This window comes from Desulfomicrobium baculatum DSM 4028 (assembly GCF_000023225.1).
Classification (GTDB): Bacteria; Desulfobacterota; Desulfovibrionia; order Desulfovibrionales; family Desulfomicrobiaceae; genus Desulfomicrobium; species Desulfomicrobium baculatum.
In genome coordinates this window covers 984,297-1,008,465 of the sequence record NC_013173.1, presented here as the reverse complement: position 1 = coordinate 1,008,465, position 24,169 = coordinate 984,297, and the positions used below count along the sequence as shown (strand labels likewise).

Below are 24,169 nucleotides of genomic sequence, written 5' to 3'. Positions count from 1 at the left end.
TGAAACAAAAGTCTCCGAAAACGAACGCTACAACTCGCGCTCCCGCGAAAAGAACACCCCGCCCAGCATCACCACTCCAAAGATGGCAAGATACGCCACAACGGCCATGCCGTGCGAAAAGCAGGCGGCAAACATCATGAACAGGCTGCCGAATATGGCCAAAGAGGGCATGATGTAGCGTTTGAATACCGAAAAGTCGGATTCCTTTTTCATGAAGACCACGAAAATGGGGATATACAGGGCATAGATCGTCACGATGGGCAGTTCCGAAGGGTCGAAGCAGAAAAAGCCGAACCACGGTGTGGTGAGATTCGCCCCGTAAAAATACACCAGCCAGAACGCGGACAACAGGAGGCCCAGAACGGCGGAGTTCGTGGGCATGTTGGTCGCATTGTCGATCTGTTTGAACATGAACGGGTTGGGACCCTGGTTTCTGGCGGAGATGGAATAGATGCCGCGCGTGCATCCGAGCATCAGGCCATTCAGGGTGCCTAGGCAGGAGATGATGACAAAAACGAAGATGAGCGTTCCGCCCAGGCTTGAAAAGACGGTCTCGAAAGCCAGCTTCGCCCCTTCCTGACCGCCTTCCATCAGGGTCTGATTGGTGACCGCCCCTGCCAGGCCGACGTAGTATAATATATAAACGACCATGACCGTGAAGGTGCCCACCATCAAAGCCAGGGGAAGATTCCTCTTGGAGTCTTTGAGTTCCGCGTTGATGCTGGTGGCAATGATCCATCCCTCGTATGCGAAAGACGTGGCCACGACGGCGGTGAACACGGCAATGAGCGGATCGACTTCCGTGACGGAGGTGGTAAAATTCTGCACGATCATGCCGTTGTCCAAGCCGAACACCGTGCCGACCACAGCCATGAGCAAAAGCGGGATCAGCTTGACCACGGTCGTCGTGACCTGGAATTTTCCGGCCAGCACTGGCGACAGGGCGTTCAAGGCATAGCTCGCCACCAGGAAGAAACCGGAAATGGTCATGCACTCGCCTCCGGTGATGTCCCACCCGAACAGCACGGCCGTATACCTGGCCGAGACCCAGGCCAAAACCGAGGTCAGGGTCGGGTAATAGATGAGCGCCATGAACCAGCCGACATAATAACCGTATTTCTTGCCCATGGCGGCTTCGGCGTAGTCGACGATGCCGTTCACGCGCTCGTATTTAGTAGCCATGAGCGAAAATGTGTAGGCGCAGGAGATCATGATGAACCCGCCGATGATCCAGGCCAGAATCCCCAGCGGCAGATTGCCCCCGGTGGCGGTGAGAATTTTTTCCGCCTTGAAGAAGACGCCGCTGCCGATGACGATGCCCACGACCATGGCGATGGCGGTAAAAAGCCCGTATTTCTTGTTCAACTCCATGCTCATATTCCCATTCTCCTTGTCTCTTCAGAACCCATATTTTAAAAAAAATAATATATTATCGAGTGAAAAATATCCAAATTTGATGCAATGAAACACTGGAAGCGCAGCAACCATGCACACAGGGCTAGCTGATACTGGCACAAAGACGCTTCGTGCTTTGAAGAGGCGGCTCTCGGAATCCTGTATCAATCCATCAGGCAAAAGATGCAGAGCGGCCCTACCCGATGAAGCGGGTATTGTAAACGTGCAGAGGACAATCGACGTTGCCCGACCCGCAGCGCCTCCAATTTCCGGACAGTCCGGACATGGCCGGTGGATCGGCCATAAGGGAGGGCGCAATCACTCCGCGCTTAGCATGCTCTTTGCAGCAATGGAGGCCACAGAGGTAAAGATTTCTCGCCGAATCGCCGATAAGAACGGCATCAGGCACCTTTTCAAGGAGCAGCATCATGAATGTACACGCCTCAGACAATCAGCATGTCCAGCAAGCCTGGATGAACGCCAAGCCCAAACACGCCGAAGCGCGCACTGCCGCGCAGGAAGTGGCGTCGCAGGCTAGGAAGAACGAAATCACGGCACCGGCCGAGGCCACCGGCCCGGAAGGCTCGAAAGGAGTGCTCCGTCTCCTGCAGGAAGGACACTTCAGCGGCGTCGCGGACGTGCGCCTGCGCATCAACTTCCACGACGAACTCCAGCAAGCGGCAGCCCAGAACGCGGCAAAAGCGTTTGAAGGCGCGGTTCCTGGCCTGCTTGACGATCTTGCGGCAAAGGCGGGTACACTTGGAGAAGAGTATGACCTGTCCGCGCAGGACAAGGAACTGGCCGAGTCCTTCGCAGACGAAATCCAACTTCTGCTTGAAGGAGACAAGGCGTCGCAAACGCCCCTGTCCACAACCCTGGAAAGCATAAACGCCACGTTCTCAAGCTTCCTTGAGAAGCTTGGAGGAGCGTTTGCCGGAGTGCCCGTCGTGGAAGAGCCTGCCCCTGACGAGCAGGAACTGGCCGAGCTTCAGGAAGATAGCGATGCGCCGAGCCCCGATGATCAAACTGCGGAACAGCTTGCCGCGACATTGAGCGAGGAGGGGGGCGATGCGTTGGAGGAAGGCCTTGAGCAATCTGCAGAGGGCACGACTTTCAAAACCGCCTTGCAGGACCTTTCAGACTGGTTCAGCGAAAGCCTGGGCACATTGCAGAGCGATGCGACAGCGGCACAGCAGCTACCTCCGCTGAGCGAACCTCGGGGCAACGGCGCGGCCTATTCGAAGTTTCTGGATATATACAAAAATCTGAGTTCAGGAGTCGAAACTGGCGCCACCCCTGTCGATGACGCCTCGACTCAGCTCAACGCCGAGGTTTAGGGCAGACAATCAGGCCAGCGCATGCAAGGGGCGTTGGCGCATCACTCCCGATGCGTCCACGCCCTTTCGCTTTTTTGCCCGGAAACACGCGTAACGCGCCAACGCGACCCGGACTCCGCCCACGCCTGCGCATGCGCCCGTCCCCCCTCTGTCCGGATAATTTCAAGCAACCTATTGGCATTGTGCAAAATAACGGATATGTCGCGCAAATAAATCGCGTTCACGATGGCTTGCTGAGAAGCAGTTTTTGGCCGCATCACAGACATAATTTTTCGCAACTCCCACATTCGGAGCATTCCATGCCGGAAAACAGAAAGTTCAACAGGACTGCAAGCCTGCAGCGCTGCGCCGTCGTATCCCCATCACTGCCCAGCCCCTGCCTGGCCAGGATCATCAATCAAAGCCCGGACGGACTCCTGCTGGAATTGGATCGCGAGGTTGCCGTCGACGATGTACCTGTGAGCATCTACCTTGCCGACGAGATCAGAGGAACAATCGACTACGATAGCCCAAGCTTCCTGACAGGCTTCATCCGCTGGTGCAAAAAAGACGCGGACGGTTGGTCCGGCTTTTATCAGGCCGGCATTCAGCTCGTCACCACTGCGCCGCGCAAAGACTGGAGATAACCGGCGGCCCCGGGGCATTTCCGGGGCAGTCGTTACCTTGCGGCGGGCTTTCCTCAACGGATGGGCCATGCGCCCGGCCCGCGCCGTTCCCCCGCTTTCTCTGCATCCCGTTGACTCTCCACGCCTTTTGGGACCACACTCACCCACCGCGAACACGAACTTCGGAGCCCTTCATGCTGCGCACCCTGGCACAATGGATCGAACGCAATTTCCTGACCCTGGCCGTGGGATTTTCCCTGCTGGCCCTCTTTCATCCACCGCTTTTCGCCTGGATCAAGCCGCACATCGCCTTGGGGCTTGGGATCATCATGTTCGGCATGGGCCTGACCCTGGACTTCGGCGATTTCGCGCGGGTGGGCCGTGAGTGGCGGACGGCGGGGCTCGGCGTGGGACTCCAGTACCTGATCATGCCGCTCATCGCCTGGGCCCTCTGTCTGGCGCTGCGCCTGCCGCCCGAGGCGGCCGTGGGCGTCATTCTGGTCGGGTGCTGCCCGTCGGGCACGGCCTCCAATGTCATCGCCTACTTCGCGCGGGCCGACGTGCCGTTGTCCGTGGTCATGACCCTTCTCTCCACCCTCATTGCGCCTCTGGCCACACCGGCCCTGGTGGAACTGCTGGCCGGAGAACGGGTGGACGTGGATTTCTGGGCCATGGTCCGCTCCGTGTTCTGGATCGTGGTCTTTCCGTTGCTGGACGGCCTGATCCTGCGCCATCTGCTGCGCGAGCGGCTGAAGCCGCTGATCCAAATTTTCCCATCCATCTCGGTGGTCACCATCTCCGCCGTCATCGCCTGCGTGGTGGCCCTCAATCAAAAAACGATTCTGGAATTTCCGGCGCTGATCATGCTCGCGGTCATCCTGCACAACGCGATGGGCTATATCTGCGGATTTTGGGGAACACGCATGCTGGGAGGCGGGACCATCACTGCCCGTACGATTTCCATTGAAGTGGGGATGCAGAATTCAGGATTGGCCGTGGCCCTGGCCGGAACGTTTTTCGGCCCGACGGCGGCCCTGGCGGGAGCAATTTTCAGCCTGTGGCAGAATTTGACGGGAGTCGCCCTGGCCCGGATTTGGAGCCGGACTGCCGGCGCAGGCGAGGGGAATCTCCACGTGAAGGAATAGGACGCGGCTGACGAAGCCGGAATGAAAAACGGGAAAACCTTGCCGGGTCAGACCCGGATCGAAGTGACGCCCTTGGCTCCGGCCTGCAGTCGGGACAGGATGTCGAGCACGCGCCCATCCTGGGCAGCGGACTGGGTATCGCCCTCTTTTTGGTGTTTGGCCAAACGAGCCTGAAACTCCGCCATCCAGTCCACGCGGCCCGACCCGTCCGCCGCCGTCAGCAGGTTCGAGGAACCCGCGAAGCTTGGATCGAAAGTCATCGTGGCGTGGTCTCGCAGGCTGATGAGTCCGTTGTCGTAGAGCATCGACGAGACCTTGGCGAGGTCATCCTTGGTCATGGAACTCAAGTCCACTTCCTTGCCGATCTGATGCCACAAGGATTCCTGCGGCGCGGCCGCGACCATGGCGGAACCGGTGGATTCCGCCGAGGGACGCTTCATTGCGTCGGCCAGGGAACCGATGATGGAAAATGCCGTCTTGGCGATGCCGAGAGCGGCCAGGGGTGCGATGCTCATGTGATACCTCCGGGAAAAATCTTCCTGCTGCATCACCGTAGTGCAGAGATTGTTCCGCCCAAGGGCCAACCGTTCTTCGCACGCAAAAAACCAAAAAAAATCCATTGGAGTTTTGCTTGCCTGCCCCGCACGCGGAGAGTAGGCGAGCCCCTCAAACCAACAAAAAAATCATTATGACAATACCAGCCCCCCTAAAAATACGCGCCCTGCTCATTCTGGCCCTGCTCGCGGCTTTTCCGCCCCTGTCCACGGACATGTATCTGCCGGCACTCCCCTCCCTAACCACGGACTGGGGTAGCACCGAGACGATCATCAACCTGACCCTGGTTGGTTTTTTCGTCAGCTTCAGCCTGGCTCTGCTTTTCTACGGGCCGCTTTCAGACCGTTATGGCCGCAAGCCCGTTCTCCTGGGCGGTATTTCCCTTTACATCCTGGCATGTCTGGTCTGCGCCCGAGCGGAAAGCCCTACGGCGCTCATTGTCGGACGCGTCCTGCAAGGCATGGGGGCGGCCTCTGCCTCCACCCTGTCCCTGGCCATGACCAAGGATTATTTCGTAGGGGCGGAGCGGGAACGGGCCCTGGCGCACATGGCCGTCATCGTGTCCCTGGCTCCCATGCTCGCGCCGGTGCTTGGCGGCCTCATGCTCACCTTCGCCCACTGGTCCGCCATCTTCTACGCCCAGATGCTCCTTGGCGCCCTGGCCATCTGCGGGGTCTTGAGACTCAAGGAACCCGCCCCGGCCACGACGCGCACCCTCGGCCAGGTCATGGGCAGCTACGTTAGGCTGATGTGCAACCCACGCTTCATGACCCTGTGCACCCTCATCGCCCTGGGCATGACCCCGCTTTTCTGCTTCATCGGCGGGTCGTCCTTCATCTTCGTGACCTATTTCGGTCTGAGCGAACAGGAATACAGCTACTTCTTCGCCTTCAATTCCGCCGCGCTCATGCTCGGATTCTGGATCTGCGGACGATTGCTGAAGCGCATTCCGGGTTTTCGCATCATCCTCATCGGCTATGCCGGGATTCTGATCTTCGCCACGATCCTGGCCCTGTGCTCCAGACTCGGCCCCTGGGGCATGGCCCTGCCCATGGCGGCCATGACCATGAGCCTGGGGCTGACCCGCCCCCCGAGCAGCAACTTCCTGCTCGAACAGGTCAAGAACGACGCGGGATCTGCGGCCTCGCTGATCATGTTCACCTATTTTGTGTGCGGCGCCACGGCCATGTGGTTCATCGCCCTGCCCTGGGACAACAAGATCCTGACCATGGCGCTGGTCGGCATGGTCACGAGTTCACTGGTGCTGCTGCTGTTGCCGAGATTGAGTCGAACGAAGGCATAGAAGCCGGGCCGGACGACCCCGGTTCACGATGAACGCAAAGGCATGTGGTGCGCGGCAATTCTCCGCAATCACATGCCTTTTTCTTTGTATCCGACACCGGATCGACCCGCGATTTCACGCCTTTTCGCCGCAAGCCGCTCCAACTCCCGATTTACCAAGCCCAAAATACAAAAAGGGGTTGCGGAAAGTATTTCCGCAACCCCGTGGGTGCGCTGGTGGGCCAACAAGGAATCGAACCTTGAACCTGCTGATTAAGAGTCAGATGCTCTACCAATTGAGCTATTGGCCCGCGAGTCGGAATATGCAAAGCATGTCAAGGCATTAGCCTTCAAAACATGTTTCGCGCCGACAACGAAGAGGCTTCTACGAGTTTCCCTGTGGGCAGTCAAGAGGAAAAAATGCTGAATTGTAAAATATGGATTATCAAGAAAAAATCAGTCTTAAAAGACTGAATCGAAAATTGTCTCTGCCACTTCCCTTTCACCGATCAGTATTCACCTTAAAGCAGGTACTTCACTCCCTCGCAATCCGACAAGGCCCGGCTCAGGCCGTCAAGCTGCTCTCGGCTTTCGATGCGCATGCGCACGGTGTAGGTCACATACGACCCGTTGCGGGAAACGTTGCTGGCACACGGTGTTTCGGCAAAGCCGTGGGCGGTTATCGTAGCGCAAATGGCCGCGAAAGCCGCATCAGTCCGCGTGGCGATTATTTTATATTCCCAGTGCAGGGGAAACTCGAGTTCCGGCTTGTTCATCGGGGCTCCTTGTTGACGGATGTGTGCGGGGCGGCTAGTCCAAGGACCAGCGTCCGTGACGGACTTCATGACCCAGGCCTTTTCGGACAGTCAATACCAAATTTCCACGTGGCGAGGTGCGGATGGAATCCATCCGGGAAATATATCGAATTGGCGCAGGTCCCTCCAGCAGCCACACCATGGGCCCCAAACTCGCCGCCGAGCAGTTCCGGGCCCGCGTGCGCGGCGCGGCGTCGTTCCAGGTGGTCCTGTACGAAAGTCTGGCCGCCACCGGCAAGGGGCACCTTACCGACAAGGCCATCCGGGAAGCGTTGGCCCCCTTCCCCGTCGAAATCGTCTGGGCCCATGACCGGCAACAGCCCGAGCATCCCAACGCCATGGACTTTACGGCCCTGGACGAAAACGGACACGTAATCGACAGCTGGACAGTGTTCAGCATCGGCGGCGGCGCCCTGCGCGACAGGGGCTCAACCTTCGCCACGCCACAAGTCTATCCGCTGCAAAGCCTGACGGAAATCATGGATCTTTGCGCCGAAGAAGGAATCACCTACTGGGAATTCGTGTCCCGCCACGAGAGCGAGGACATCTGGATCTTCCTGGAAGACATCTGGAACGCCATGCGGGACTGCATGGAACGCGGCCTGACCACTGAAGGAGTGTTGCCAGGCGGCCTGGGCCTGGCCCGCAAGGCCAGCTCCTACCACCAGAAAACCCTGCTCGGCGGACTGGAGATGCGCCGCACCGGCCTGCTGGCCGCCTACGCGCTGGCCGTGTCCGAGGAGAACGCCTCCGGCGGGACCGTGGTCACTGCCCCGACCTGCGGAGCCAGCGGAGTGCTGCCCTCGGTGCTGCGCTACCTGCATGAAATCATGGGGCTACGCCCCCGGTCCATCCTGCAGGCTCTGGCCACAGCCGGACTGATCGGCGTGATCATCAAGAAAAACGCGTCCATCTCCGGGGCCGAAGTCGGATGCCAGGGCGAGGTCGGTTCGGCCTGCGCCATGGCCGCGGCGGCCGCCGCCCAACTCATGGGCGGCACCATCCGCCAGATCGAGTATGCCGCCGAGATGGGGCTTGAGCATCACCTGGGACTGACCTGTGACCCCGTGGGGGGGCTGGTCCAGATACCCTGCATCGAGCGCAACGCCATGGCCGCCTCCAAGGCCGTGAGCATCGCGCACATGGCGCTTTTATCGGACGGCTCCCACCGCATCCCCTTTGACGAAGTGGTGCGAGTCATGAAAGAGACAGGACACGACCTGCCGAGCCTCTACCGGGAAACATCCCACGGGGGGCTGGCTAAAGCATATGGCGAACGCAAGGAAAAACGAGGACCCGCATGAAGAGAGATGAAGATTTCGAAGAGCTGCCTACCACCAGGGAATCAGAAGAACCGACCGTACGTGGCAAGGAACTCAAACTCTTCACGATGTGCATGAAGAAGTTTATAAAGAAGATTTTTCAGCACATGGTCGCGACCCGTTTCGCTTCCTGGAAGGAGCTGGCCATCCACGACCAGGACGGTCTGGCCTACCCCATCTACAACTACGTCATCGAGGCCTCCGACCCCCGCTTGCGCCAGACCTACGCCGACTACGGCCTGGAAATCGACGGCGGCACGCTGCTGGCCGATCTGTCGGTATCTGCCATCCTGGAAGAGGAAGGGGCCATCGGCCTTGAATTCTATCTCTACGAGACCACATCCATCGTGCCTTATGTATGCGATGATTTCGAGGCCGTGGAAAACGAGCGGCCGGACATGTCCCATTTCCGCAGGATCAACCACGCCGACTTCGAGGCGCTCTACGACGAACTCAAGAACAACAATATTTTCGATGACATCTATTACGAGCTGAACAAGTCCATCCTGCTGATCGAGCTGTCCGAGCGCGAAGCTCTGGCCCAGATGAAAAAAGACAGCCTGCGCATCATCTCCGGCATCTTCGCCCGGGCCAAATCAATCTCGAACCTGAATACCATCACCAACACCGACATCAAGGAATTCAAACTGGATTTCGAACTTGAAGGGCGCAAATTCTCCCTTGTGGTCTTGAACGGTCACGACGCGGACAATCTGCCCGTCTACTCTTCCGTGCTGACCATGCCCGAATACAAATCCGTGGCGCAGTATGTAGATCTGGACACTCTCTACGAAAAGTTCCTGAAGGTGCTGCGCGCCAAAAACATTGCCGATCCCGAAGCGGTCCTTCTTGAAGCGCTGAAACCCCACGATCGCACCGCGCAAAGTGCACTGTCGGGAACGCTCAATCAATAAACCGGGTATACCCTGCGCGGCGAATCCTTGACCCCCATCGCCAAACCACTATAGATTGGCTTCAGGACTCTTTTCCAGTGCGTGGATCGGAGAACCCCCGTTTCAAATTGCAACCCAGGAGCTTACTATGCGCCATAACAAAACATTGCTCATTCTTTGCCTCTTTCTGATCGCAAGCAGCGGCTTGCTGACTTCCTGCGCCTCCAGCCGTTCGGGACAGGTCTATTCTCGCGACCAGGCCAGGCAGGAAATGCGGGTCAATTACGGCACCGTGCAATCGGTCAGAGCCGTGCAGATTGAAGGCACGAAGAGCGGTGTCGGCGCAGTGGGCGGCGGTGTGACCGGCGGCGTGCTCGGCAGCATGGTCGGCGGCGGCCGGGGCCAGGTGCTTGGCGCGGTAGTCGGCGCGCTGGGCGGCGCAGCTGTCGGAGCCATGGCCGAGGAAGGCGTGACCAAGAAGAACGCACTCGAGATCATGGTGGAACTCGATACGGGCGAAATCCTGAGCGTGGTTCAGGAAGCCGACCAGGAGTTCTATGCCGGCGAAAGAGTGCGCGTACTGCGCGCCAACGACGGCTCGTCGCGCGTCCAAAAATAGCGGTCCGCAACATTTTTTAGGAGATGAAGATGGAGCTTACGCTCGTACCCATCAAAAACCCGCACGGCCTCAATCTGATCCTGGGCATGTCCCACTTCATCAAGACCGTGGAAGACGTGCATGAGGCCATGGTCAACACCGTGCCCGGCGCAAAGTTCGGCCTGGCCTTTTGCGAGGCCTCGGATGTCTGCCTGGTCCGGACCTCGGGCACGGATCCCGAACTGATCGAACTGGCCCGCGACAACGCGCTGGCCCTCTCCGCCGGACACAGCTTCATCCTGTTCATGCGCGACATGTTCCCGGTCAACGTGATCAACACCATCCAGAACGTGCCCGAAGTGGTGCGCCTCTTTTGCGCCACGGCCAACCCGGTTCAGGTTATCGTGGCCCAGACGGATCAGGGCCGGGGCATCCTCGGCGTGGTCGACGGTTTTGCATCCAAAGGAGTCGAAACCGACGAAGACAAGGACAAGCGCACAAAATTCCTGCGCATGATCGGCTACAAGTTCTGACATGCCGGCTTCGCAGCCCAAACGCCCGACAACCGTTCTGGTGGTGGACGATGATCCGTTCATCCGCGCCACCACCGGAGCGAGCCTCAGCTCCCGGGGTTTTACGATCCTGCAGGCCGGCAACGGGCAGGAAGGCCTGGACATGTTCCAGGCCCACGGGCCGGACCTGCTCATCGTCGACCTGAAGATGCCGGTCATGAACGGCCTGGAACTATTATCCAGGCTCTCCGGCGTCACGCCCCACACTCCCGTGCTGGTGGTTTCCGGCGAAGGAGGCCTTGATGAAGCGGTGGAGGCCCTGCGCCTCGGTGCCTGGGACTATCTGGTCAAGCCCATCGTCTCGCCCACGGTCCTCCTGCACGCCGTGGACAAGGCACTGGAACGGGCCGCGCTGATCCGCGAAAACGAGGACTACAAGCTCAACCTCGAACGCCAGGTGCAGCAACGCACCCTGGAGTTGCAAAAGGCCAACCGTGAACTTGAGCAGCAGTTTCTAAAGCAGCAAAAGCTGGGCATCATCGGCACCCTTGCCGGCGGCATGGCCCACGATTTCAACAACATCCTGTCCTCCATCGTTTTCTCCACAGAACTCATTCGCGGTTCCGTCGCGGCAAGCGACACCCCGGACCAGGAAGACCTGGAGCGCATTCTGCGCGTCTGCCAGCGCGGCACCTCGCTCATTCGCAGCGTGCTGCATTTTACCGGCAAGATGCACGAGGAATTCACCCATTTTTCCGTGCGCGACACCATGCTGGAAACCCTGGACATCATCCGGGGCACCACCAATTCGCGCATCGAGATCAAGACCCGGGTGGACCACACTCTGGGCACGCTTTTTGGCGACCCGGTCCATCTGCAGCAGATTCTCATGAATCTGACCAACAACGCCATCCATGCCCTCGCAGGCACCGAAGAGCCGTGCATCGAGATCTCGGCCACGGCATATGACGACCAGCAGCCGGATATCATGATCACCGATCCCGAAAGCATGCTCATGGTCATAAGCGTGAGCGACAACGGGCCGGGCGTACCTGAAGAGAACCTGCCGAGGCTGTGCGAGCCGTTCTTCACCACCAAGCCCAGAGACGAAGGGACCGGGCTTGGACTCTTTGTCACGCAGAAGATCGTGAAGACACTGCGCGGCAAGCTGCTTTTCTCCCGAAACCAGGCAGGCGGCACCACAGCGAGGGTCTGTCTGCCGGTCAGCCGCAGTAAAATCCCGACCTGCGCCGAGTGTCTTTCGATTCCGAACATTCGGGGCAATGCGGAACGCATCCTGGTCATCGAGTCACATCCGGAGGTACGCACCACCATCAGTTCCTGCCTGACCAAACTCGGTTACCAGATCTGGCAGACCGACAGCGTGGCGCACGGGTGCGAACTTGTGCAGGAAGAGCCGATGCGGTTCGATCTCATCCTGACCGAAGACGGCCCTTTGAACAGCCTTGATATGCTTTGCGCGACGGCGCAAAAGGTCAATCCGGCCCTGCGCATCATGCTGGCCACGGCCTCGCCGCTCGGGAACATCGTCTGTTCACACCACGCAGTGTGCCGGATCATATCAAAACCGGTCGACATGGTCACCCTTGGGCAGGCCCTGCACCACTGTCTGGCAGAGTGTCACTGCAAAATTTGAAATACGCATTGCCTCGCGCTTGGTCCGTTCTTATCTGACCTGCCACAAGCAAAGGAGAATCATTATGGAAAGCGTTGACATCCTCATCATAGGACAAGGGCCCGCAGGCCTCTCGTCCGCCATCTACACGGCACGGGCCGGCATGCGCACCCTGATTCTGGGATGCGCCCCAAAAGTTGCCGGCGACTATGAAATAGACAATTATTTCGGCTTCACCGAGACCATTACCGGAAAGGAGCTGATCGAGCGAGGCAAAGCACAGGCCGCCAAGTTCGGAGCGGATATCCGTTGCGACCGGGTGCTCGGCATTCATCAAAACGATACAGGCGCTTTCGTGGCCAAGACCGAGGACGAGGAGATCGAAGCCGCGTCCATCATCCTGGCCACCGGCGTGTCCCGCATCAGACCCGGCATCTCGAATCTGGGCGACTATGAAGGCAAGGGAGTGTCCTACTGCGTCAGTTGTGACGGCTTCTTCATGCGCGGCAAACCGGTCCTGGTCGTCGGGGAAGGAAACTTCGCCGCCAACCAGGCCCTTGAACTGCTGCAGTACACCCCGAATGTGACAATCTGTTCCCAGGGCAAGGAATTGGCTATCAGCGAAGACTTCCTCTACCGTCTGGAAGAAAACAAGATCCCCGTCCTGGAAGGCAAGATCGTCACCCTGGCCGGAGAAATCGGGCTCGAAACAGCCCAACTGGAATCAGGACAACAGATCGACGCCCAGGGCCTCTTCATAGCCATGGGGCAGGCCTCTTCCAGCGACTTCGCCTACAGCCTGGGCCTCATACGCAACGGTCAGTTCATCGAAACGGACCGTGAACAGCGCACCAATGTCCCCGGTATTTTCGCGGCCGGAGACTGTGTGGGCCGCTTTCTGCAGATCAGCGTGGCCGTGGGCGAGGGAGCCCTGGCCGGACGCGCGGCCATCAGCCACGTCAAAGAGAGACGCCGCACACTTCTTGACAAAGAAGCGAAGTAGGACTTAACAACCGTTGCTCCTCACGAGAGGGCCAATAGCTCAGTTGGTAGAGCCCCCGGCTCATAACCGGATGGTCCCAGGTTCGACCCCTGGTTGGCCCACCATGCACACAAAAAACGCCCGGATTTCCGGGCTTTTTTATTGCTATCCACCTGAGATCCTTTGATTATTACTCATAAAATTGCATCAGTACGTTTTAGACTACCTCTTGCGTCTCACCTCTGTGGGGGTATTGGAATGGGGTATCAAGACCGAGATGGCCTCAATCTGTCGTTGCATCAAGGGAGAGGTATTTTGTTCACATCCGACCAGTGACATATAGGGTGCAAAAGCTTGAATACTCTGAGCTTCCCTACTGACATTTCCTAAAATGGGCGATAAAAAGCCCCATGCAAATGCCATCCTTCGCGTTCCCGGCCATCCGGCAGGACACCAACAGAGCAACCTGGCCGACAGAAACCTTTGGCCGGGCTCCGTACAAGCCCTTCCTGCTCCTGGCCGTGCTCGACCTCATGGATGCCGGCAGGATCACGGAAAACCGGATCGTGCCCGACGACGACCTGACCGACGCGTTCATGCTCTACTGGAACGCCATCCTACCCGACCGCCTACGTCCGAGCCTTCACCTGCCCTTCTTCTATCTCCGAACGGACGGGTTCTGGACGCTGCATCCGATCCCCGGAAAAACACTGCTGGCAACTGAACCGTCCTCCTGGAGGAACGTGCGGGAGCGGTACGCCTTCGCATCCCTGAACGAAGGATTTTTTGAGCATCTCAAAAACCCGCAAAAACGCGCGACAGCCCGGCTGAATCTCATCCGCCGCAGCTTTGCCCCAGTTCTGGAAAAACTCTTGCTCGACCTGGCCAACACCCAGTTGTCAGCCTTCGACTATGCCGACATACTCCTGCGGGAAACCCCCGCTCTCTACGAAAAAGCCGTGGAGAAACCCGCCCGCGACCAGGCATTCCGCAGGGTCATCGTCAAGGTCTATGATCACCGCTGCGCCCTGTGCGGCATCCGCATCATTTCCCCGGACAGTCGCACGGTGGTGGACGCCGCCCACATCAAGGACTGGGCCGTCTCCCATGATGACAGCCCCACCAACGGCCTGGCCCTGTGCAAGCTCTGCCACTGGACTTTCGACAGCGGGCTGGTGGGATTCGACGACGACTTCAAAGTAATCGTCGCCCGCTCGATAACGCGCGACGGCAACCTTCCAGGGCATATCCAGCAGTTTGCGAACCGGCCCATGATCATGCCTGAGAGGGAGTGCTACTACCCGGCGACGGATAATCTGGCGTGGCACCGGCAGCGGTACAAGCTTGGGTGATGATCGCGTCGACCTTTCTGCAGCAGAAGTGCCGATCCACACCAGCGCTGAGCCAAAAAATATATGACAGTACCAAAAGCTTATTTCTACTGAAGCATACGCCATTCAATCGTCTTACAGCCTATTATTCTTGACAGTTCTGCATACTTAGGGCTTATTTTCTCTGGCAATAAAAGTGGCTTCAGCCAGTCCTTGCCAAATGAAGACGCAGCTCAACCTATATCACTGAATGCCCTATATATGGACAATAATCCCCCCTCTACGAAAAAACACATTCACGTTACATGCGCCATCATCGAACGTGAGGGGCGCGTGCTCGCGGCCCAGCGCAGTGCCGTTATGAACATGCCCCACAAGTGGGAATTCCCTGGCGGCAAGATTGATCCCGGCGAAACAGCCGAGGAATGCCTGCGCCGCGAACTGCTAGAGGAAATCGGGATTCAGGCCCGCATTGGACGTAGCCTTCCTGCAAGCACTCATCAGTATCCAACATTCACAATCACCCTCTACCCCTTCGTCTGCACTATTGAAGAAGGCGAAATTGTCCTTCATGAACACGCCGCCTTACTCTGGTTGCTGCCAAGCCAACTGCACACCCTGGACTGGGCCGAAGCGGATATTCCGGTAGTCACGGCGTACATGTCCACAAACGGCGGAACCGCCTGATGCAACACCCGGCGCCAGGCATCTACGACGCGCTTCTTGATGAACTGCTGCGCGAATCGTTGAATCGGCATCCGGAACTGCGAACGATCTTCGGCAAGATCGATCAGGAAGAGATACCAAGTCGTTATGCCTCCTTTGTGGCCAGAGTGCTGGAGCAGGCTCTGCGCGAAGAATCGGACCCTCAACGACGGCTGGCCTTATGCAATGAAATCCTCGCGCAGGTCGCCAGCCAACCGGGCAAGGAGCATCTGCGGAAGCATTGCCTCGTTCCGGAACTAAAACCTCTTCTTCTTGAAATTACCCCGCCCAACTTTGGCCAACCCGGCATTCCCCGCCCGCATACGTCCCTCTCGGAAAGCAGTCTTTTTACAGGCTCACCCCAGGAACCGCAGCTTGCCCATGAACTCAATGAGGAAATGCGCTCGGCAGATGGCGTGGATATTCTGCTCTCGTTCATCAAGTGGTCCGGGCTTCGCCTCTTGATGGCCTCGTTTGAGGATTTGCGTGCACGGCGCATTCCGGTTCGCGTGATCACCACGTCATATATGGGGGCGTCAGATGCCCGGGCGGTGGAATGGCTTGCAGCTCTCCCAAACGTGCAGGTGCGCGTTTCCTACGATACGGAGCGCACCAGACTGCACGCAAAGGCATATCACTTCCTGCGACATACCGGATTTTCAACGGCCTACATCGGTTCGGCCAACATGTCACATGCCGCCATCACCAGCGGCCTGGAGTGGAATCTCAAGATTACCGCTCAAGACATGGGTCATATCCTGGAAAAATTCTCGATCGAGTTTGAGACGTACTGGAATAGCCGCGAGTTCATTCCCTTCGACCCGCAGAACCCGGCACCATTTCGCACAGCCATTGCGCGGGCGAGAAACCCGCAGAGTGATGCTCCGGCAATCTTTTTCGATCTTTGCCCCCATCCTTTCCAGGAACGCATCCTTGAGGCGTTGCACAGGGAGCGATCTCTTCACGACCGGTGGAAGAATCTCGTGATTGCCGCCACGGGCACAGGCAAAACGGTGATCACCGCGTTCGACTTCAAGCGGTTTTATGAAGAAAACGGCCGCCAAGCGAAACTACTCTTCGTGGCTCACCGGCAGGAAATCCTGCAGCAGGCCCTGGCAACGTTCCGTCAGGTCTTGCGAGACCAGAATTTCGGAGAATTGCAGGTCGGTGCCCATGAGGCAGGCCGTATGGAGCATCTGTTCTGCTCCATCAACATGCTCTCAACACGACGACTATGGGAACTCGTTGGCCCAAGTTTTTACGACTATATCGTCATAGACGAAGCCCACCACGGTGTCGCCAACAGTTACAGACCGATATTCGACCACTTCGAATCACAGGTTCTGCTCGGTCTTACTGCAACCCCGGAACGCATGGATGGCGGCAACGTGGCGGCAGATTTTGGCAATCGCTTTGCTGCAGAAATCCGCCTTCCCGAGGCCTTGGAAGAAAAACTTCTCTGCCCTTTCCATTATTTCGGCGTTTCCGATCCAATTGCCATCAATGGCGACCAGTTCTGGAACAATGGCCGTTACAATGAATCCGCACTTGAAAATGTCTACGTCCTGGGTCAGGTCCGCGCCCAGCAACGCGTGGAAACGATCATATCCGCCCTGCATCGCTATGAACCCGAATTGCACACCCTCAAAGGAATCGGGTTCTGTGTGACGATTCGGCATGCGCAGTTCATGGCCGACCAACTCAGTCTGCGCGGCCTGCCTTCCGCAGCCTTTGTCTCCGGCCTGGATGGACACGCATGTGCTGACCTTTTGAGCAAACTGAAAAATGGCGCGCTCACGTTCCTGTTCACGGTAGACAAACTCAGCGAAGGCGTGGACGTGCCCGAGGTCAATACGATCCTCTTTTTGCGTCCGACCGAGAGCCTGACCGTCTTTCTTCAGCAGCTCGGACGCGGGCTGCGCCACGCCCCGGAAAAAGACTGCCTAACGGTCCTCGATTTTGTCGGCCAAGCGCACCGCCGGTTCCGCGCGGACAGCAAATTCAAGGCTCTCCTTCCAAGGCATCGTTTTGCCATCGACAAGGAAGTGGAACTCGATTTCCCGCATCTACCGGCTGGCTGCTCAATCCAGCTTGACCGGCTTTCGAGGGAATACGTTCTGGAAAACATCCGGGAGAACCTGAGGCGCCTTGCCGTTCAAGTGCCCGAGCGGCTGCAGTCTTTCACTCACGAGACGGATCAGGACCTGACCTTCGGCAACTTCATCCGATACCACGACTACGAACCGGAGGTGCTGCTGGCCAGGGAAACATGGAGCGGCTGGAAGGCAAAAGCACAACTGGGGCCGATCCCCACCGATCCCGATTTGAACAGGTTGAAGAAGGCGTTGATTCGCGCAGCATTCATCAGCGGCCCTCATGAAGCCGCGCTCTATCGCCAGATTCTCAGCAAGATCAGGGAGGAAAATATTAATGAGGCCGTATCTCTGGCCGGTGATTCGGCCTTCCTTATTTACTATCGTATCTGGGGCGACAGAGGGGATAAAGCTGACATTGCGTCACTTGAGGAGGCCTTCTCGCGATTGGCGGCAAACCCGACGATCTGCGCGGATCTGGATGAGATATTGGCATGGTCGCAGGAAGCCAGCAATGCAGCAGGCCAAAGCATGCAGCTTCCCTACGCCTGCCCACTGGAATTGCATGCCTTTTACGGCATCAAGGAGATCCAAGCGGCCCTCGGCAAGGCGAATTTGGAATCAGCCGGTAAGGCCGGCGTAGGCGTGCTACATTTTGCGGAAATCAAAACCTACGCCCTGCTTGTGACCTTCCAAAAAACAGAAAAAGAGTTTTCACCAAGCACCATGTACGCAGACTACCCGATCAGTCGTGAGCTGCTGCATTGGGAGTCCCAGTCCAACACCGCTCAGCATCACACTGACGGCCAGAACCTGATCCACCACAAGGTCCGAGGGTACACGATTCTCATCTTTGCCCGCGGACAGAAAAAAAGAAACGGTGCCACCGCCCCTTTCACGTGTCTGGGGCCGGTGCAGCTGATCAAATTCGAGAGTGACAGACCGATCAAGATGACGTGGAGATTGGACTATCCGATGCCTGTCGAAATGTTCGAAGATAACAGAAAAGGCGGCTAAAAATGGTACCGCACGCTGCTTCTTAACTGCTTCGAATAAATAAGCACCCGCTCACAGACATCATCATGAAGGGGGAAGTATTTTGCGCACGAACTATGTCCTCATCGACTACGAAAACGTCCACGTCGACGCGCTGGCCGGACTGGATGCCGAGCACTTCAAGATTCTCCTGTTTGTCGGGGCGAGCCAGACGAAGCTGCCCTTCGTCCTCGCGGCCGCGATCCAGAAGATGGGCACGCGGGCCGAGTACGTAAAGATTTCCGGCAACGGATCCAATGCCCTGGATTTCCATATCGCCTTCTATGTCGGCCAGTTGGCCGCCCAGGATCAGACAGCCTACTTCCACGTTATTTCCAAGGACACGGGCTTTGACCCGCTGATCCAGCATCTTCGAAGCAACAAGATTTCGGTCGCACGTTCCAGTTCCATTGCCGACATTCCCCTGCTCAAGGCCTCCAACGCCAAATCCGCTTCAGAGAAGATCGAGGTGATTGTCTCCAACATCAAGCAGCGTGGAGCGGCCAAGCCGCGCACCATCAAGACGCTCTCCAGCACCATCAGCGCCCTGTTCCAGAAGCAGCTCGCCGATGAGGAGCTCACGTCGCTCTTGGCCGAAATGCAGAGCAAAGGCTGGATCCTCATCAATGAGAACAAGGTGTCTTACGCCCTGCCCTGAAAAAGACGCACGGTTGGCACGCTTACATGAACAAGGACTTCACCAACCGCCACTGCCCTGGCCGTGCCGATATAATATCGTGATTCGTTCACCCTACGCGCTTGGCTGGAACCTGTGGCACTTGATGTCCATGTCCACGGCCCATATAGAACTATGGTATCCCAAACGCCGGTCTTGCCAGTTGGCGGGCCAATCACGGAGACGCCCTTGGACAACCCCAAGCTCGCAACGCAGTTGATGGCCAAAACATACGCCGACAAGGGCGACCCGGACGGCTGGTTCGAGGAGTTCTACGCGCAGGCCGACGGCGAGATCAAAAAGGTCTACTGGGCAGACCTTGAGCCCAATCCCCTGCTTCTTGACTGGGTCGACAGCCATCCCCGGCAGTCCGGCCGCCGCGCGATCGTGGTCGGCTGCGGTCTGGGCGACGACGCCGAGGCGCTGCGGGAGCGCGGCTACGCGGTTGTGGCTTTTGACATCTCGCCCTCGGCCATCGACATGTGCCGCAGGCGCTACCCCGACAGTTCCGTGGACTACCTCGTCGCCGACCTGTTCGACCATCCCGTCCACTGGCTGCGCGGTTTCGACCTCGTGTACGAATGCAACACCATCCAGATCCTCTCCGGCCCAAACCGCGCCAGAGCACTGAGCGCCATCGCGGAACTGGTCGCGCCGGGAGGAGAAATCGTGGTGTCGTGCCGTAGCCGGGAGATTGGAGACCACTCGCAGACATTCCCCATTGCCCTGGACCGGAGCGAAATCGACGGCTTCGTGCGGGCCAATCTCGTCGAGAAATATTTTCTCGCCTACGATGACAACCAAAATCCACCCGTTCCCCATTTTTTTGCGGTCTATACACGACCAAGCTGAAGAATGGGCCAAGACGACACTGGATTCGGCAGGATTCGAGGTGACCGACGCTTTTATCCCCGGCGATGCGGAGAGCATCATCGCCCAATACGTGCGTGATCAGGAAATCGATATGCTGATCATGGGCGCATACAGCCATTCCCCACTGCGCAACCTGTTCTTCGGGAGCAAGACATCAGACCTGCTGCGCTCCGCAAAAATCCCGACCCTGCTTATGCGTTAGAGGAAAAAGCTGCACAGAGGCCGGCATCCCCTTCCCTTGGGGGCCGGCCGATGTATACTGGTCATCTTGTTTGCTCACGAATCACCTCCGGGGGAATCTCTTCAGTCTGTATTTGCTGCCAAAAAACCATACCAATTTGTATTCATGAACAAATCAACCTTGTGCTTGCCTGGCTTGACGCTCCAGCTCCAGCTTAAAGGACGGATCAAACTTCAGCTGGCGAGCCAGCTCGTCCAGGTAAGCACGCTCCATGAAATTTTCCTCGTCCACCATCAGCAGGCTGGCCAAATACATTTCAGCGGCAATCTCTGGAGTTGTGGCGGAAGTCGCGATTTCAGCGGGATCCATGGGCTTGCGCAGCTCCTGGTCAACCCAAAACTGCAGTTCCCGGTCATCGGTTAACTGCGCGATACTCTGGTCGATCAATTGCCGTTCACGATCGTCAATGTGACCATCCGCCTTCGCAGCCGCGATAATCGCCCGAAGAACCGCCTTTCCATGAAATTCGGCTTCGGCAGCTGGAATCCTGTCAACCGTCCGGGGCTGCGGTATCTGAACTGCGGATGAGTTGTTCTGCTGCCACGTGTTGAAAGCCTTGTAGGCCACCAGGCCGAGCGCTGCGAGACCGCCGTATTTTAACGCCGAACCTCCGATCTTTCGCGCCTTTTTGCTGCCCATGAGCACCCCGATTGTACCGGCAGCCAAAGCGCCGCCTCCCGCTCCCGTGAGCAGGGCACCCAAAGGATTTCCCTGCGCTGGAGCATGCCCGCGATTTCCAGCGTTTTGCAATGCTCCCTGACCTGACTGCAACATTTGATCAAGAAGATTCAAAATACTCATAAATAAACTCCTTATAAAATAAAACGGCATTTTACAAAACACATGAACAAGAAAAAATTTTAATTCACATCATTTCAAAAATAAATTGATTTATAAATACATCAATTATCGTAAAAAAATCTCAATTTTTCCATATAAATAACGTTAGATAATGACTCAACAGAAAATCATAACCTTACAAGCGTTTTCTTTTGGAACAAGAACCACGTCAGCGGCGCTGTGATCAAGACGAACAACGCACTCATCGCAATGGATATTCCATACGATCCGGTCGCATCAGCAACAATGCCCCCCAGCGGCGGACCTATAAGTGCTGCAAGACCGTACCAGAGGAAACAAATGGGATAAAGCCGGGGAAACAAATCTATCCCAAGCTGATCGACTATGGAGGCTGCATAAACGACAAAGCAACCGCCAAATCCGATACCAGTGAACAGCACGGCGGCTTGCACCAGCGAGGGCACAGGGGGCAGCAATAAGAGCAGCATGCTCAACCCCAAAAAAGCCAGAGAAAGAAAAATGGCCAGACGCGAACCGACACGATCGTGAACCTGTCCCCAGCCTATCCTGCCGATAGCATTACCCAGGGCGAAGACCGATATGGCCAGAGTGGCGGTCGAACTCCCGAGTCCCAAGGATAAGGCAATGGGCTTGAGATTTCCCACTACCAGCAGCCCCGCGAAGGTTCCGCAAAACATGCCAAGGCACAGGAGCAGGAAGTTTCGCGAAGTCAGCAAGTTGAAATCAAGAACTGGCCTGACTGGAGCATTGTGGCTTTGGATGTGGCTGTCCGGCTGTGGCTCGCGCATCAGCAGGGCGCTGCATAGTGCGATTGCGCCAGAGCCAAGGCCGACAAAGCGAAAAACATGCATCACGTCCATGTCGCGGGTCACGAGAAGATGTTCGGCCACGCCACTCAGAAGGATGGCGCCTGCCCCGAAGCCAGCAACCGAGACTCCGGTCACGAGCCCCTTTTTATTCGGAAACCATTGCATGCAGACCGTCAGAGGACAGATGTATCCGAATCCGATTCCGGCTCCCGTGATCACACTGAGACTCAGGAACAGCAGGAAGAAGTTTCCTTGTGACAACGATGCCGCCAGATATCCCCCAGAAAAAAGCACTGCGCCGACTGTCGCTGTCAAACGTGCTCCATGACGCTGCAAAAAACGCCCTGCGGGTATCATGACACTGGTAAAAACCGCAATAGTGGCACCAAAAATGAGGCCACACTGACTTGATGTTAAACCATATTCGTTTGTCAGAAGCGGAACAAACTCACTCCATGCGTAAATGCCTCCAAGTATCATCTGGGTCAGACATCCTGCGCAAAGAACAACCCATTTCATCTTGAAGCTTCCGTAAAGCGTTCCAAAACCTCAAGGACGTCGCCAATGCAACAGCCGCTCTCCAAAGGATGGCGCAGACGCTGGTCGCGCAGGATGGTATACGTGACCCGTCGGCCTTCGCGCGACCCGATCAGGTAACCGGCGGCACGCAAGTCTGCAACGATGTGCTGGACGGCACGCTCCGTGATGCCGACCTCGCTGGCAATGTCCTTCATGCGCATGCCCGGATCCCGGGACAGACAGAACAGGACATGTGTGTGATTGGTCAAAAAAGTCCATGAGGACGGCGGAGGTGTGATGGGCATGAGTATCCTTCCGTAATGGTTGAGTGTGGGCTTGTCGTCAGAGGCAACGCCTGTGCGCATATTTATTCGCGAAACAAACTTCGTTAATAAAAACTCCTATTCCTCGACATATCTGTTCATGTCAAGTCCAAACCAATGAACCTGGGGTTTGACATTGCGCTTCAGGTCAAGATGTGAATCATGCTGGCCCGTTTGCGCCCCGGATGGAAGACGTGACCTGCCTGGCTCTTTCCAGACCCGCCCAAACCTGAGATAGTTTACTATCGACCATGAAGGCCATACTACGGGTTCAGGAGAAAAAGCATGAATATTGCGCTATTAGCAGCTCTCATCATACTCAACGGCGTATTCGCCATGTCCGAGATAGCCCTTGTGACGGCACGTAAAAGCCGCCTTCAACGACTGGCTGAAGACGGCGACAAGTCCGCGGTTGTCGCCATGCGCCTGGCGGAAGATCCCACGCAGTTTCTTTCCACTGTCCAAATCGGGATCACCGTCATCGGAATCATGAACGGCATCGTGGGTGAATCCGCGCTGGCCGGCCCTCTTGCCGGCATGCTCACCCAGCTTGGTCTTGATGGAAAAACCAGCTCGATAACTGCAACCACTCTTGTCGTCGTGGTTATCACATACTTTTCGATTGTTGTTGGCGAATTGGTGCCGAAAAGAATTGGCCAGTTTCATGCGGAAGGCATCGCAACATTCATGGCCAAACCGATCTCGGTGCTGGCCGCCATGTCACGCCCGTTTGTCTTCCTGCTCTCCGTTTCCACTGACGGTCTGCTACGACTCCTGGGAAAAAAGGAATTGAACAGCGCCAACCTCACGGAAGAAGATATCCACTCCATGCTGGCCGAAGGATCGCAGGTCGGATTGATCGAAAAGCAAGAGCATGAAATAATGCGCAATGTGTTCCGACTGGATGATCGTCAAATCGCTTCACTGATGACGCCACGCAGCGAGATCATCTATCTCGACATAGACAAGTCACTGGAAAGCAGCCTGGAAAATCTGATGAGCTCCGACCATTCCAGATATCCTGTCTGCCATGTTGGATTGCACAATACTGTTGGGATCATCACCGCAAAGCGATTGCTCAAACAACGAATAAAAGGCGAATCAAGCAACATCCAAGATTACCTGCAACCCGCTATTTTTGTGCCGGAAACCCTTACAGGCATAAAATTGCTGGAACAATTCCGCGAATCCGGCGTTCAAATGGTTTTTGTCATAGACGAATATGGAGAAATATTGGGTCTCATCACACTGCAAGATGTTCTTGAAGCGCTCACAGGCGAGTTCAAAACACGCGATCCAGAGGACGTTTGGGGCGTACAGCGCGAAGACGGCTCATGGCTTCTTGACGGTCTCATTCCCATCCCGGAACTCAAGGATCGACTCAATTTAAAATTCGTTCCCGAAGAGCACAAAGGACGGTACAACACATTGAGCGGCATGATGATGTGGCTTATCGGCAGCGTTCCTCGCACGAGTGATGCGGTCGAGTGGGAAGGATGGAGGCTTGAAGTCGTTGACCTCGATGGCAACCGGGCCGATAAAATTCTGGCCAGCAGACTGGCTGACGTACACGAGAAAAAAATCATGCCCACATGAACATCGAAGAACTGAACCGATCCTCGCCCTGCATCGCAGAGCCATAATTGTCACGCGGGAGATACGACCT

Annotated in this window: 23 protein-coding genes and 2 tRNA genes; 18 read left to right on the top strand and 7 right to left on the bottom strand. The window is 56.9% G+C overall.

The features are described 5' to 3' along the window. Positions 1-27: 27 nt before the first annotated feature. Entirely contained in the window at positions 28-1,377 is a 1,350-nt protein-coding gene (locus tag DBAC_RS04705) for an APC family permease (RefSeq protein WP_015773139.1), read from the bottom strand. A 446-nt stretch (positions 1,378-1,823) separates the two neighbouring features. On the opposite strand from DBAC_RS04705, the gene DBAC_RS04695 reads away from it, so the two are divergent. From DBAC_RS04695 to DBAC_RS04680, 3 genes are all read left to right on the top strand, one after another. Next, positions 1,824-2,732 (top strand): hypothetical protein, encoded by a 909-nt coding sequence (locus DBAC_RS04695; RefSeq protein ID WP_015773138.1) that lies wholly within the window; start codon positions 1,824-1,826, stop codon positions 2,730-2,732. Between the two features lie 299 nt (positions 2,733-3,031). Next, complete coding sequence (locus DBAC_RS04685) at positions 3,032-3,358, top strand: PilZ domain-containing protein (RefSeq protein ID WP_015773137.1); 327 nt, start codon at positions 3,032-3,034, stop codon at positions 3,356-3,358. Positions 3,359-3,531: 173 nt separating this feature from the next. Next, positions 3,532-4,482 carry a bile acid:sodium symporter family protein gene (locus tag DBAC_RS04680; RefSeq protein WP_015773136.1) on the top strand — a complete coding sequence of 317 codons (951 nt, stop codon included), beginning with the start codon at positions 3,532-3,534 and terminating at the stop codon, positions 4,480-4,482. A gap of 47 nt (positions 4,483-4,529) precedes the next feature. Here the strand turns inward: DBAC_RS04680 and DBAC_RS04675 are convergent, their stop codons facing one another. Then, positions 4,530-4,997, bottom strand: a complete 468-nt coding sequence (locus tag DBAC_RS04675; protein ID WP_015773135.1) for a hypothetical protein — start codon at positions 4,995-4,997, stop codon at positions 4,530-4,532. Positions 4,998-5,170: 173 nt separating this feature from the next. On the opposite strand from DBAC_RS04675, the gene DBAC_RS04670 reads away from it, so the two are divergent. Beyond that, on the top strand, positions 5,171-6,340 hold the full coding sequence (locus tag DBAC_RS04670; protein WP_015773134.1) for a multidrug effflux MFS transporter: 1,170 nt from the start codon (positions 5,171-5,173) through the stop codon (positions 6,338-6,340). 213 nt (positions 6,341-6,553) lie between these two features. Here DBAC_RS04670 and DBAC_RS04665 read toward each other — a convergent pair. Continuing rightward, positions 6,554-6,629 (bottom strand) — tRNA-Lys (locus DBAC_RS04665). Positions 6,630-6,839: 210 nt separating this feature from the next. Beyond that, positions 6,840-7,094, bottom strand: a complete 255-nt coding sequence (locus DBAC_RS04660) for an HP0495 family protein (protein ID WP_015773133.1) — start codon at positions 7,092-7,094, stop codon at positions 6,840-6,842. A 122-nt stretch (positions 7,095-7,216) separates the two neighbouring features. Here DBAC_RS04660 and DBAC_RS04655 point away from each other — a divergent pair, with 122 nt between their 5' ends. The 13 genes from DBAC_RS04655 to DBAC_RS04595 all read left to right on the top strand — a co-directional run bounded on the left by DBAC_RS04655 (position 7,217) and on the right by DBAC_RS04595 (position 19,991). Continuing rightward, entirely contained in the window at positions 7,217-8,437 is a 1,221-nt protein-coding gene (locus DBAC_RS04655; RefSeq protein WP_015773132.1) for an L-serine ammonia-lyase, read from the top strand. Then, positions 8,434-9,369, top strand: coding sequence for a hypothetical protein (locus tag DBAC_RS04650; RefSeq protein ID WP_015773131.1), 936 nt, complete (start codon positions 8,434-8,436; stop codon positions 9,367-9,369). Before DBAC_RS04655 ends, DBAC_RS04650 begins: the two co-directional genes overlap by 4 nt. A 127-nt stretch (positions 9,370-9,496) precedes the next feature. After that, entirely contained in the window at positions 9,497-9,967 is a 471-nt protein-coding gene (locus DBAC_RS04645; RefSeq protein ID WP_015773130.1) for an outer membrane lipoprotein, read from the top strand. A gap of 29 nt (positions 9,968-9,996) precedes the next feature. Further along, positions 9,997-10,479, top strand: a complete 483-nt coding sequence (locus tag DBAC_RS04640) for an adenosine-specific kinase (protein ID WP_015773129.1) — start codon at positions 9,997-9,999, stop codon at positions 10,477-10,479. 1 nt (position 10,480) lies between these two features. Next, positions 10,481-12,115 (top strand): response regulator, encoded by a 1,635-nt coding sequence (locus tag DBAC_RS04635; protein WP_015773128.1) that lies wholly within the window; start codon positions 10,481-10,483, stop codon positions 12,113-12,115. A 64-nt stretch (positions 12,116-12,179) separates the two neighbouring features. Then, positions 12,180-13,097 carry an NAD(P)/FAD-dependent oxidoreductase gene (locus DBAC_RS04630; RefSeq protein WP_015773127.1) on the top strand — a complete coding sequence of 306 codons (918 nt, stop codon included), beginning with the start codon at positions 12,180-12,182 and terminating at the stop codon, positions 13,095-13,097. Positions 13,098-13,125: 28 nt separating this feature from the next. Further along, a tRNA-Ile gene (locus tag DBAC_RS04625) sits at positions 13,126-13,201 on the top strand. 285 nt (positions 13,202-13,486) lie between these two features. After that, positions 13,487-14,428, top strand: a complete 942-nt coding sequence (locus DBAC_RS04620) for an HNH endonuclease (RefSeq protein ID WP_015773126.1) — start codon at positions 13,487-13,489, stop codon at positions 14,426-14,428. A 240-nt stretch (positions 14,429-14,668) separates the two neighbouring features. Continuing rightward, positions 14,669-15,094 carry a (deoxy)nucleoside triphosphate pyrophosphohydrolase gene (locus DBAC_RS04615; RefSeq protein WP_015773125.1) on the top strand — a complete coding sequence of 142 codons (426 nt, stop codon included), beginning with the start codon at positions 14,669-14,671 and terminating at the stop codon, positions 15,092-15,094. Beyond that, positions 15,094-18,222, top strand: a complete 3,129-nt coding sequence (locus tag DBAC_RS04610) for a DEAD/DEAH box helicase (RefSeq protein WP_015773124.1) — start codon at positions 15,094-15,096, stop codon at positions 18,220-18,222. The genes DBAC_RS04615 and DBAC_RS04610 overlap by 1 nt, the downstream gene beginning before the upstream one ends. Before the next feature lie 82 nt (positions 18,223-18,304). Then, positions 18,305-18,898, top strand: a complete 594-nt coding sequence (locus DBAC_RS04605) for a PIN domain-containing protein (RefSeq protein WP_015773123.1) — start codon at positions 18,305-18,307, stop codon at positions 18,896-18,898. A gap of 207 nt (positions 18,899-19,105) precedes the next feature. Then, entirely contained in the window at positions 19,106-19,768 is a 663-nt protein-coding gene (locus tag DBAC_RS04600) for a class I SAM-dependent methyltransferase (protein WP_015773122.1), read from the top strand. Then, positions 19,710-19,991, top strand: a complete 282-nt coding sequence (locus DBAC_RS04595; protein ID WP_218915589.1) for a universal stress protein — start codon at positions 19,710-19,712, stop codon at positions 19,989-19,991. Before DBAC_RS04600 ends, DBAC_RS04595 begins: the two co-directional genes overlap by 59 nt. 153 nt (positions 19,992-20,144) lie before the next feature. Here the strand turns inward: DBAC_RS04595 and DBAC_RS04590 are convergent, their stop codons facing one another. The 3 genes from DBAC_RS04590 to DBAC_RS04580 form a co-directional block, all read right to left on the bottom strand. Beyond that, positions 20,145-20,831, bottom strand: a complete 687-nt coding sequence (locus DBAC_RS04590) for a tellurite resistance TerB family protein (protein ID WP_015773121.1) — start codon at positions 20,829-20,831, stop codon at positions 20,145-20,147. A 167-nt stretch (positions 20,832-20,998) separates the two neighbouring features. Then, positions 20,999-22,180, bottom strand: a complete 1,182-nt coding sequence (locus tag DBAC_RS04585) for an MFS transporter (protein ID WP_015773120.1) — start codon at positions 22,178-22,180, stop codon at positions 20,999-21,001. Further along, positions 22,177-22,485 carry a winged helix-turn-helix transcriptional regulator gene (locus tag DBAC_RS04580; RefSeq protein WP_015773119.1) on the bottom strand — a complete coding sequence of 103 codons (309 nt, stop codon included), beginning with the start codon at positions 22,483-22,485 and terminating at the stop codon, positions 22,177-22,179. Before DBAC_RS04580 ends, DBAC_RS04585 begins: the two co-directional genes overlap by 4 nt. A gap of 303 nt (positions 22,486-22,788) precedes the next feature. Here DBAC_RS04580 and DBAC_RS04575 point away from each other — a divergent pair, with 303 nt between their 5' ends. Then, positions 22,789-24,099: a hemolysin family protein gene (locus DBAC_RS04575; RefSeq protein ID WP_015773118.1), complete on the top strand. Its 1,311-nt coding sequence runs from the start codon at positions 22,789-22,791 to the stop codon at positions 24,097-24,099. The last annotated feature ends 70 nt before the right edge of the window (positions 24,100-24,169 follow it).

Coding starts and splice junctions, on each gene's coding strand:
- DBAC_RS04580 (WP_015773119.1), bottom strand. CDS start 22,485: ATGCCCATCACACCTCCGCCGTCCTCATGGACTTTTTTGACCAATCAC.
- DBAC_RS04615 (WP_015773125.1), top strand. CDS start 14,669: ATGGACAATAATCCCCCCTCTACGAAAAAACACATTCACGTTACATGC.
- DBAC_RS04650 (WP_015773131.1), top strand. CDS start 8,434: ATGAAGAGAGATGAAGATTTCGAAGAGCTGCCTACCACCAGGGAATCA.
- DBAC_RS04610 (WP_015773124.1), top strand. CDS start 15,094: ATGCAACACCCGGCGCCAGGCATCTACGACGCGCTTCTTGATGAACTG.
- DBAC_RS04670 (WP_015773134.1), top strand. CDS start 5,171: ATGACAATACCAGCCCCCCTAAAAATACGCGCCCTGCTCATTCTGGCC.
- DBAC_RS04655 (WP_015773132.1), top strand. CDS start 7,217: ATGGAATCCATCCGGGAAATATATCGAATTGGCGCAGGTCCCTCCAGC.
- DBAC_RS04680 (WP_015773136.1), top strand. CDS start 3,532: ATGCTGCGCACCCTGGCACAATGGATCGAACGCAATTTCCTGACCCTG.
- DBAC_RS04660 (WP_015773133.1), bottom strand. CDS start 7,094: ATGAACAAGCCGGAACTCGAGTTTCCCCTGCACTGGGAATATAAAATA.
- DBAC_RS04595 (WP_218915589.1), top strand. CDS start 19,710: ATGACAACCAAAATCCACCCGTTCCCCATTTTTTTGCGGTCTATACAC.
- DBAC_RS04585 (WP_015773120.1), bottom strand. CDS start 22,180: ATGAAATGGGTTGTTCTTTGCGCAGGATGTCTGACCCAGATGATACTT.
- DBAC_RS04635 (WP_015773128.1), top strand. CDS start 10,481: ATGCCGGCTTCGCAGCCCAAACGCCCGACAACCGTTCTGGTGGTGGAC.
- DBAC_RS04695 (WP_015773138.1), top strand. CDS start 1,824: ATGAATGTACACGCCTCAGACAATCAGCATGTCCAGCAAGCCTGGATG.
- DBAC_RS04575 (WP_015773118.1), top strand. CDS start 22,789: ATGAATATTGCGCTATTAGCAGCTCTCATCATACTCAACGGCGTATTC.
- DBAC_RS04645 (WP_015773130.1), top strand. CDS start 9,497: ATGCGCCATAACAAAACATTGCTCATTCTTTGCCTCTTTCTGATCGCA.
- DBAC_RS04590 (WP_015773121.1), bottom strand. CDS start 20,831: ATGAGTATTTTGAATCTTCTTGATCAAATGTTGCAGTCAGGTCAGGGA.
- DBAC_RS04620 (WP_015773126.1), top strand. CDS start 13,487: ATGCAAATGCCATCCTTCGCGTTCCCGGCCATCCGGCAGGACACCAAC.
- DBAC_RS04705 (WP_015773139.1), bottom strand. CDS start 1,377: ATGAGCATGGAGTTGAACAAGAAATACGGGCTTTTTACCGCCATCGCC.
- DBAC_RS04630 (WP_015773127.1), top strand. CDS start 12,180: ATGGAAAGCGTTGACATCCTCATCATAGGACAAGGGCCCGCAGGCCTC.
- DBAC_RS04685 (WP_015773137.1), top strand. CDS start 3,032: ATGCCGGAAAACAGAAAGTTCAACAGGACTGCAAGCCTGCAGCGCTGC.
- DBAC_RS04675 (WP_015773135.1), bottom strand. CDS start 4,997: ATGAGCATCGCACCCCTGGCCGCTCTCGGCATCGCCAAGACGGCATTT.
- DBAC_RS04640 (WP_015773129.1), top strand. CDS start 9,997: ATGGAGCTTACGCTCGTACCCATCAAAAACCCGCACGGCCTCAATCTG.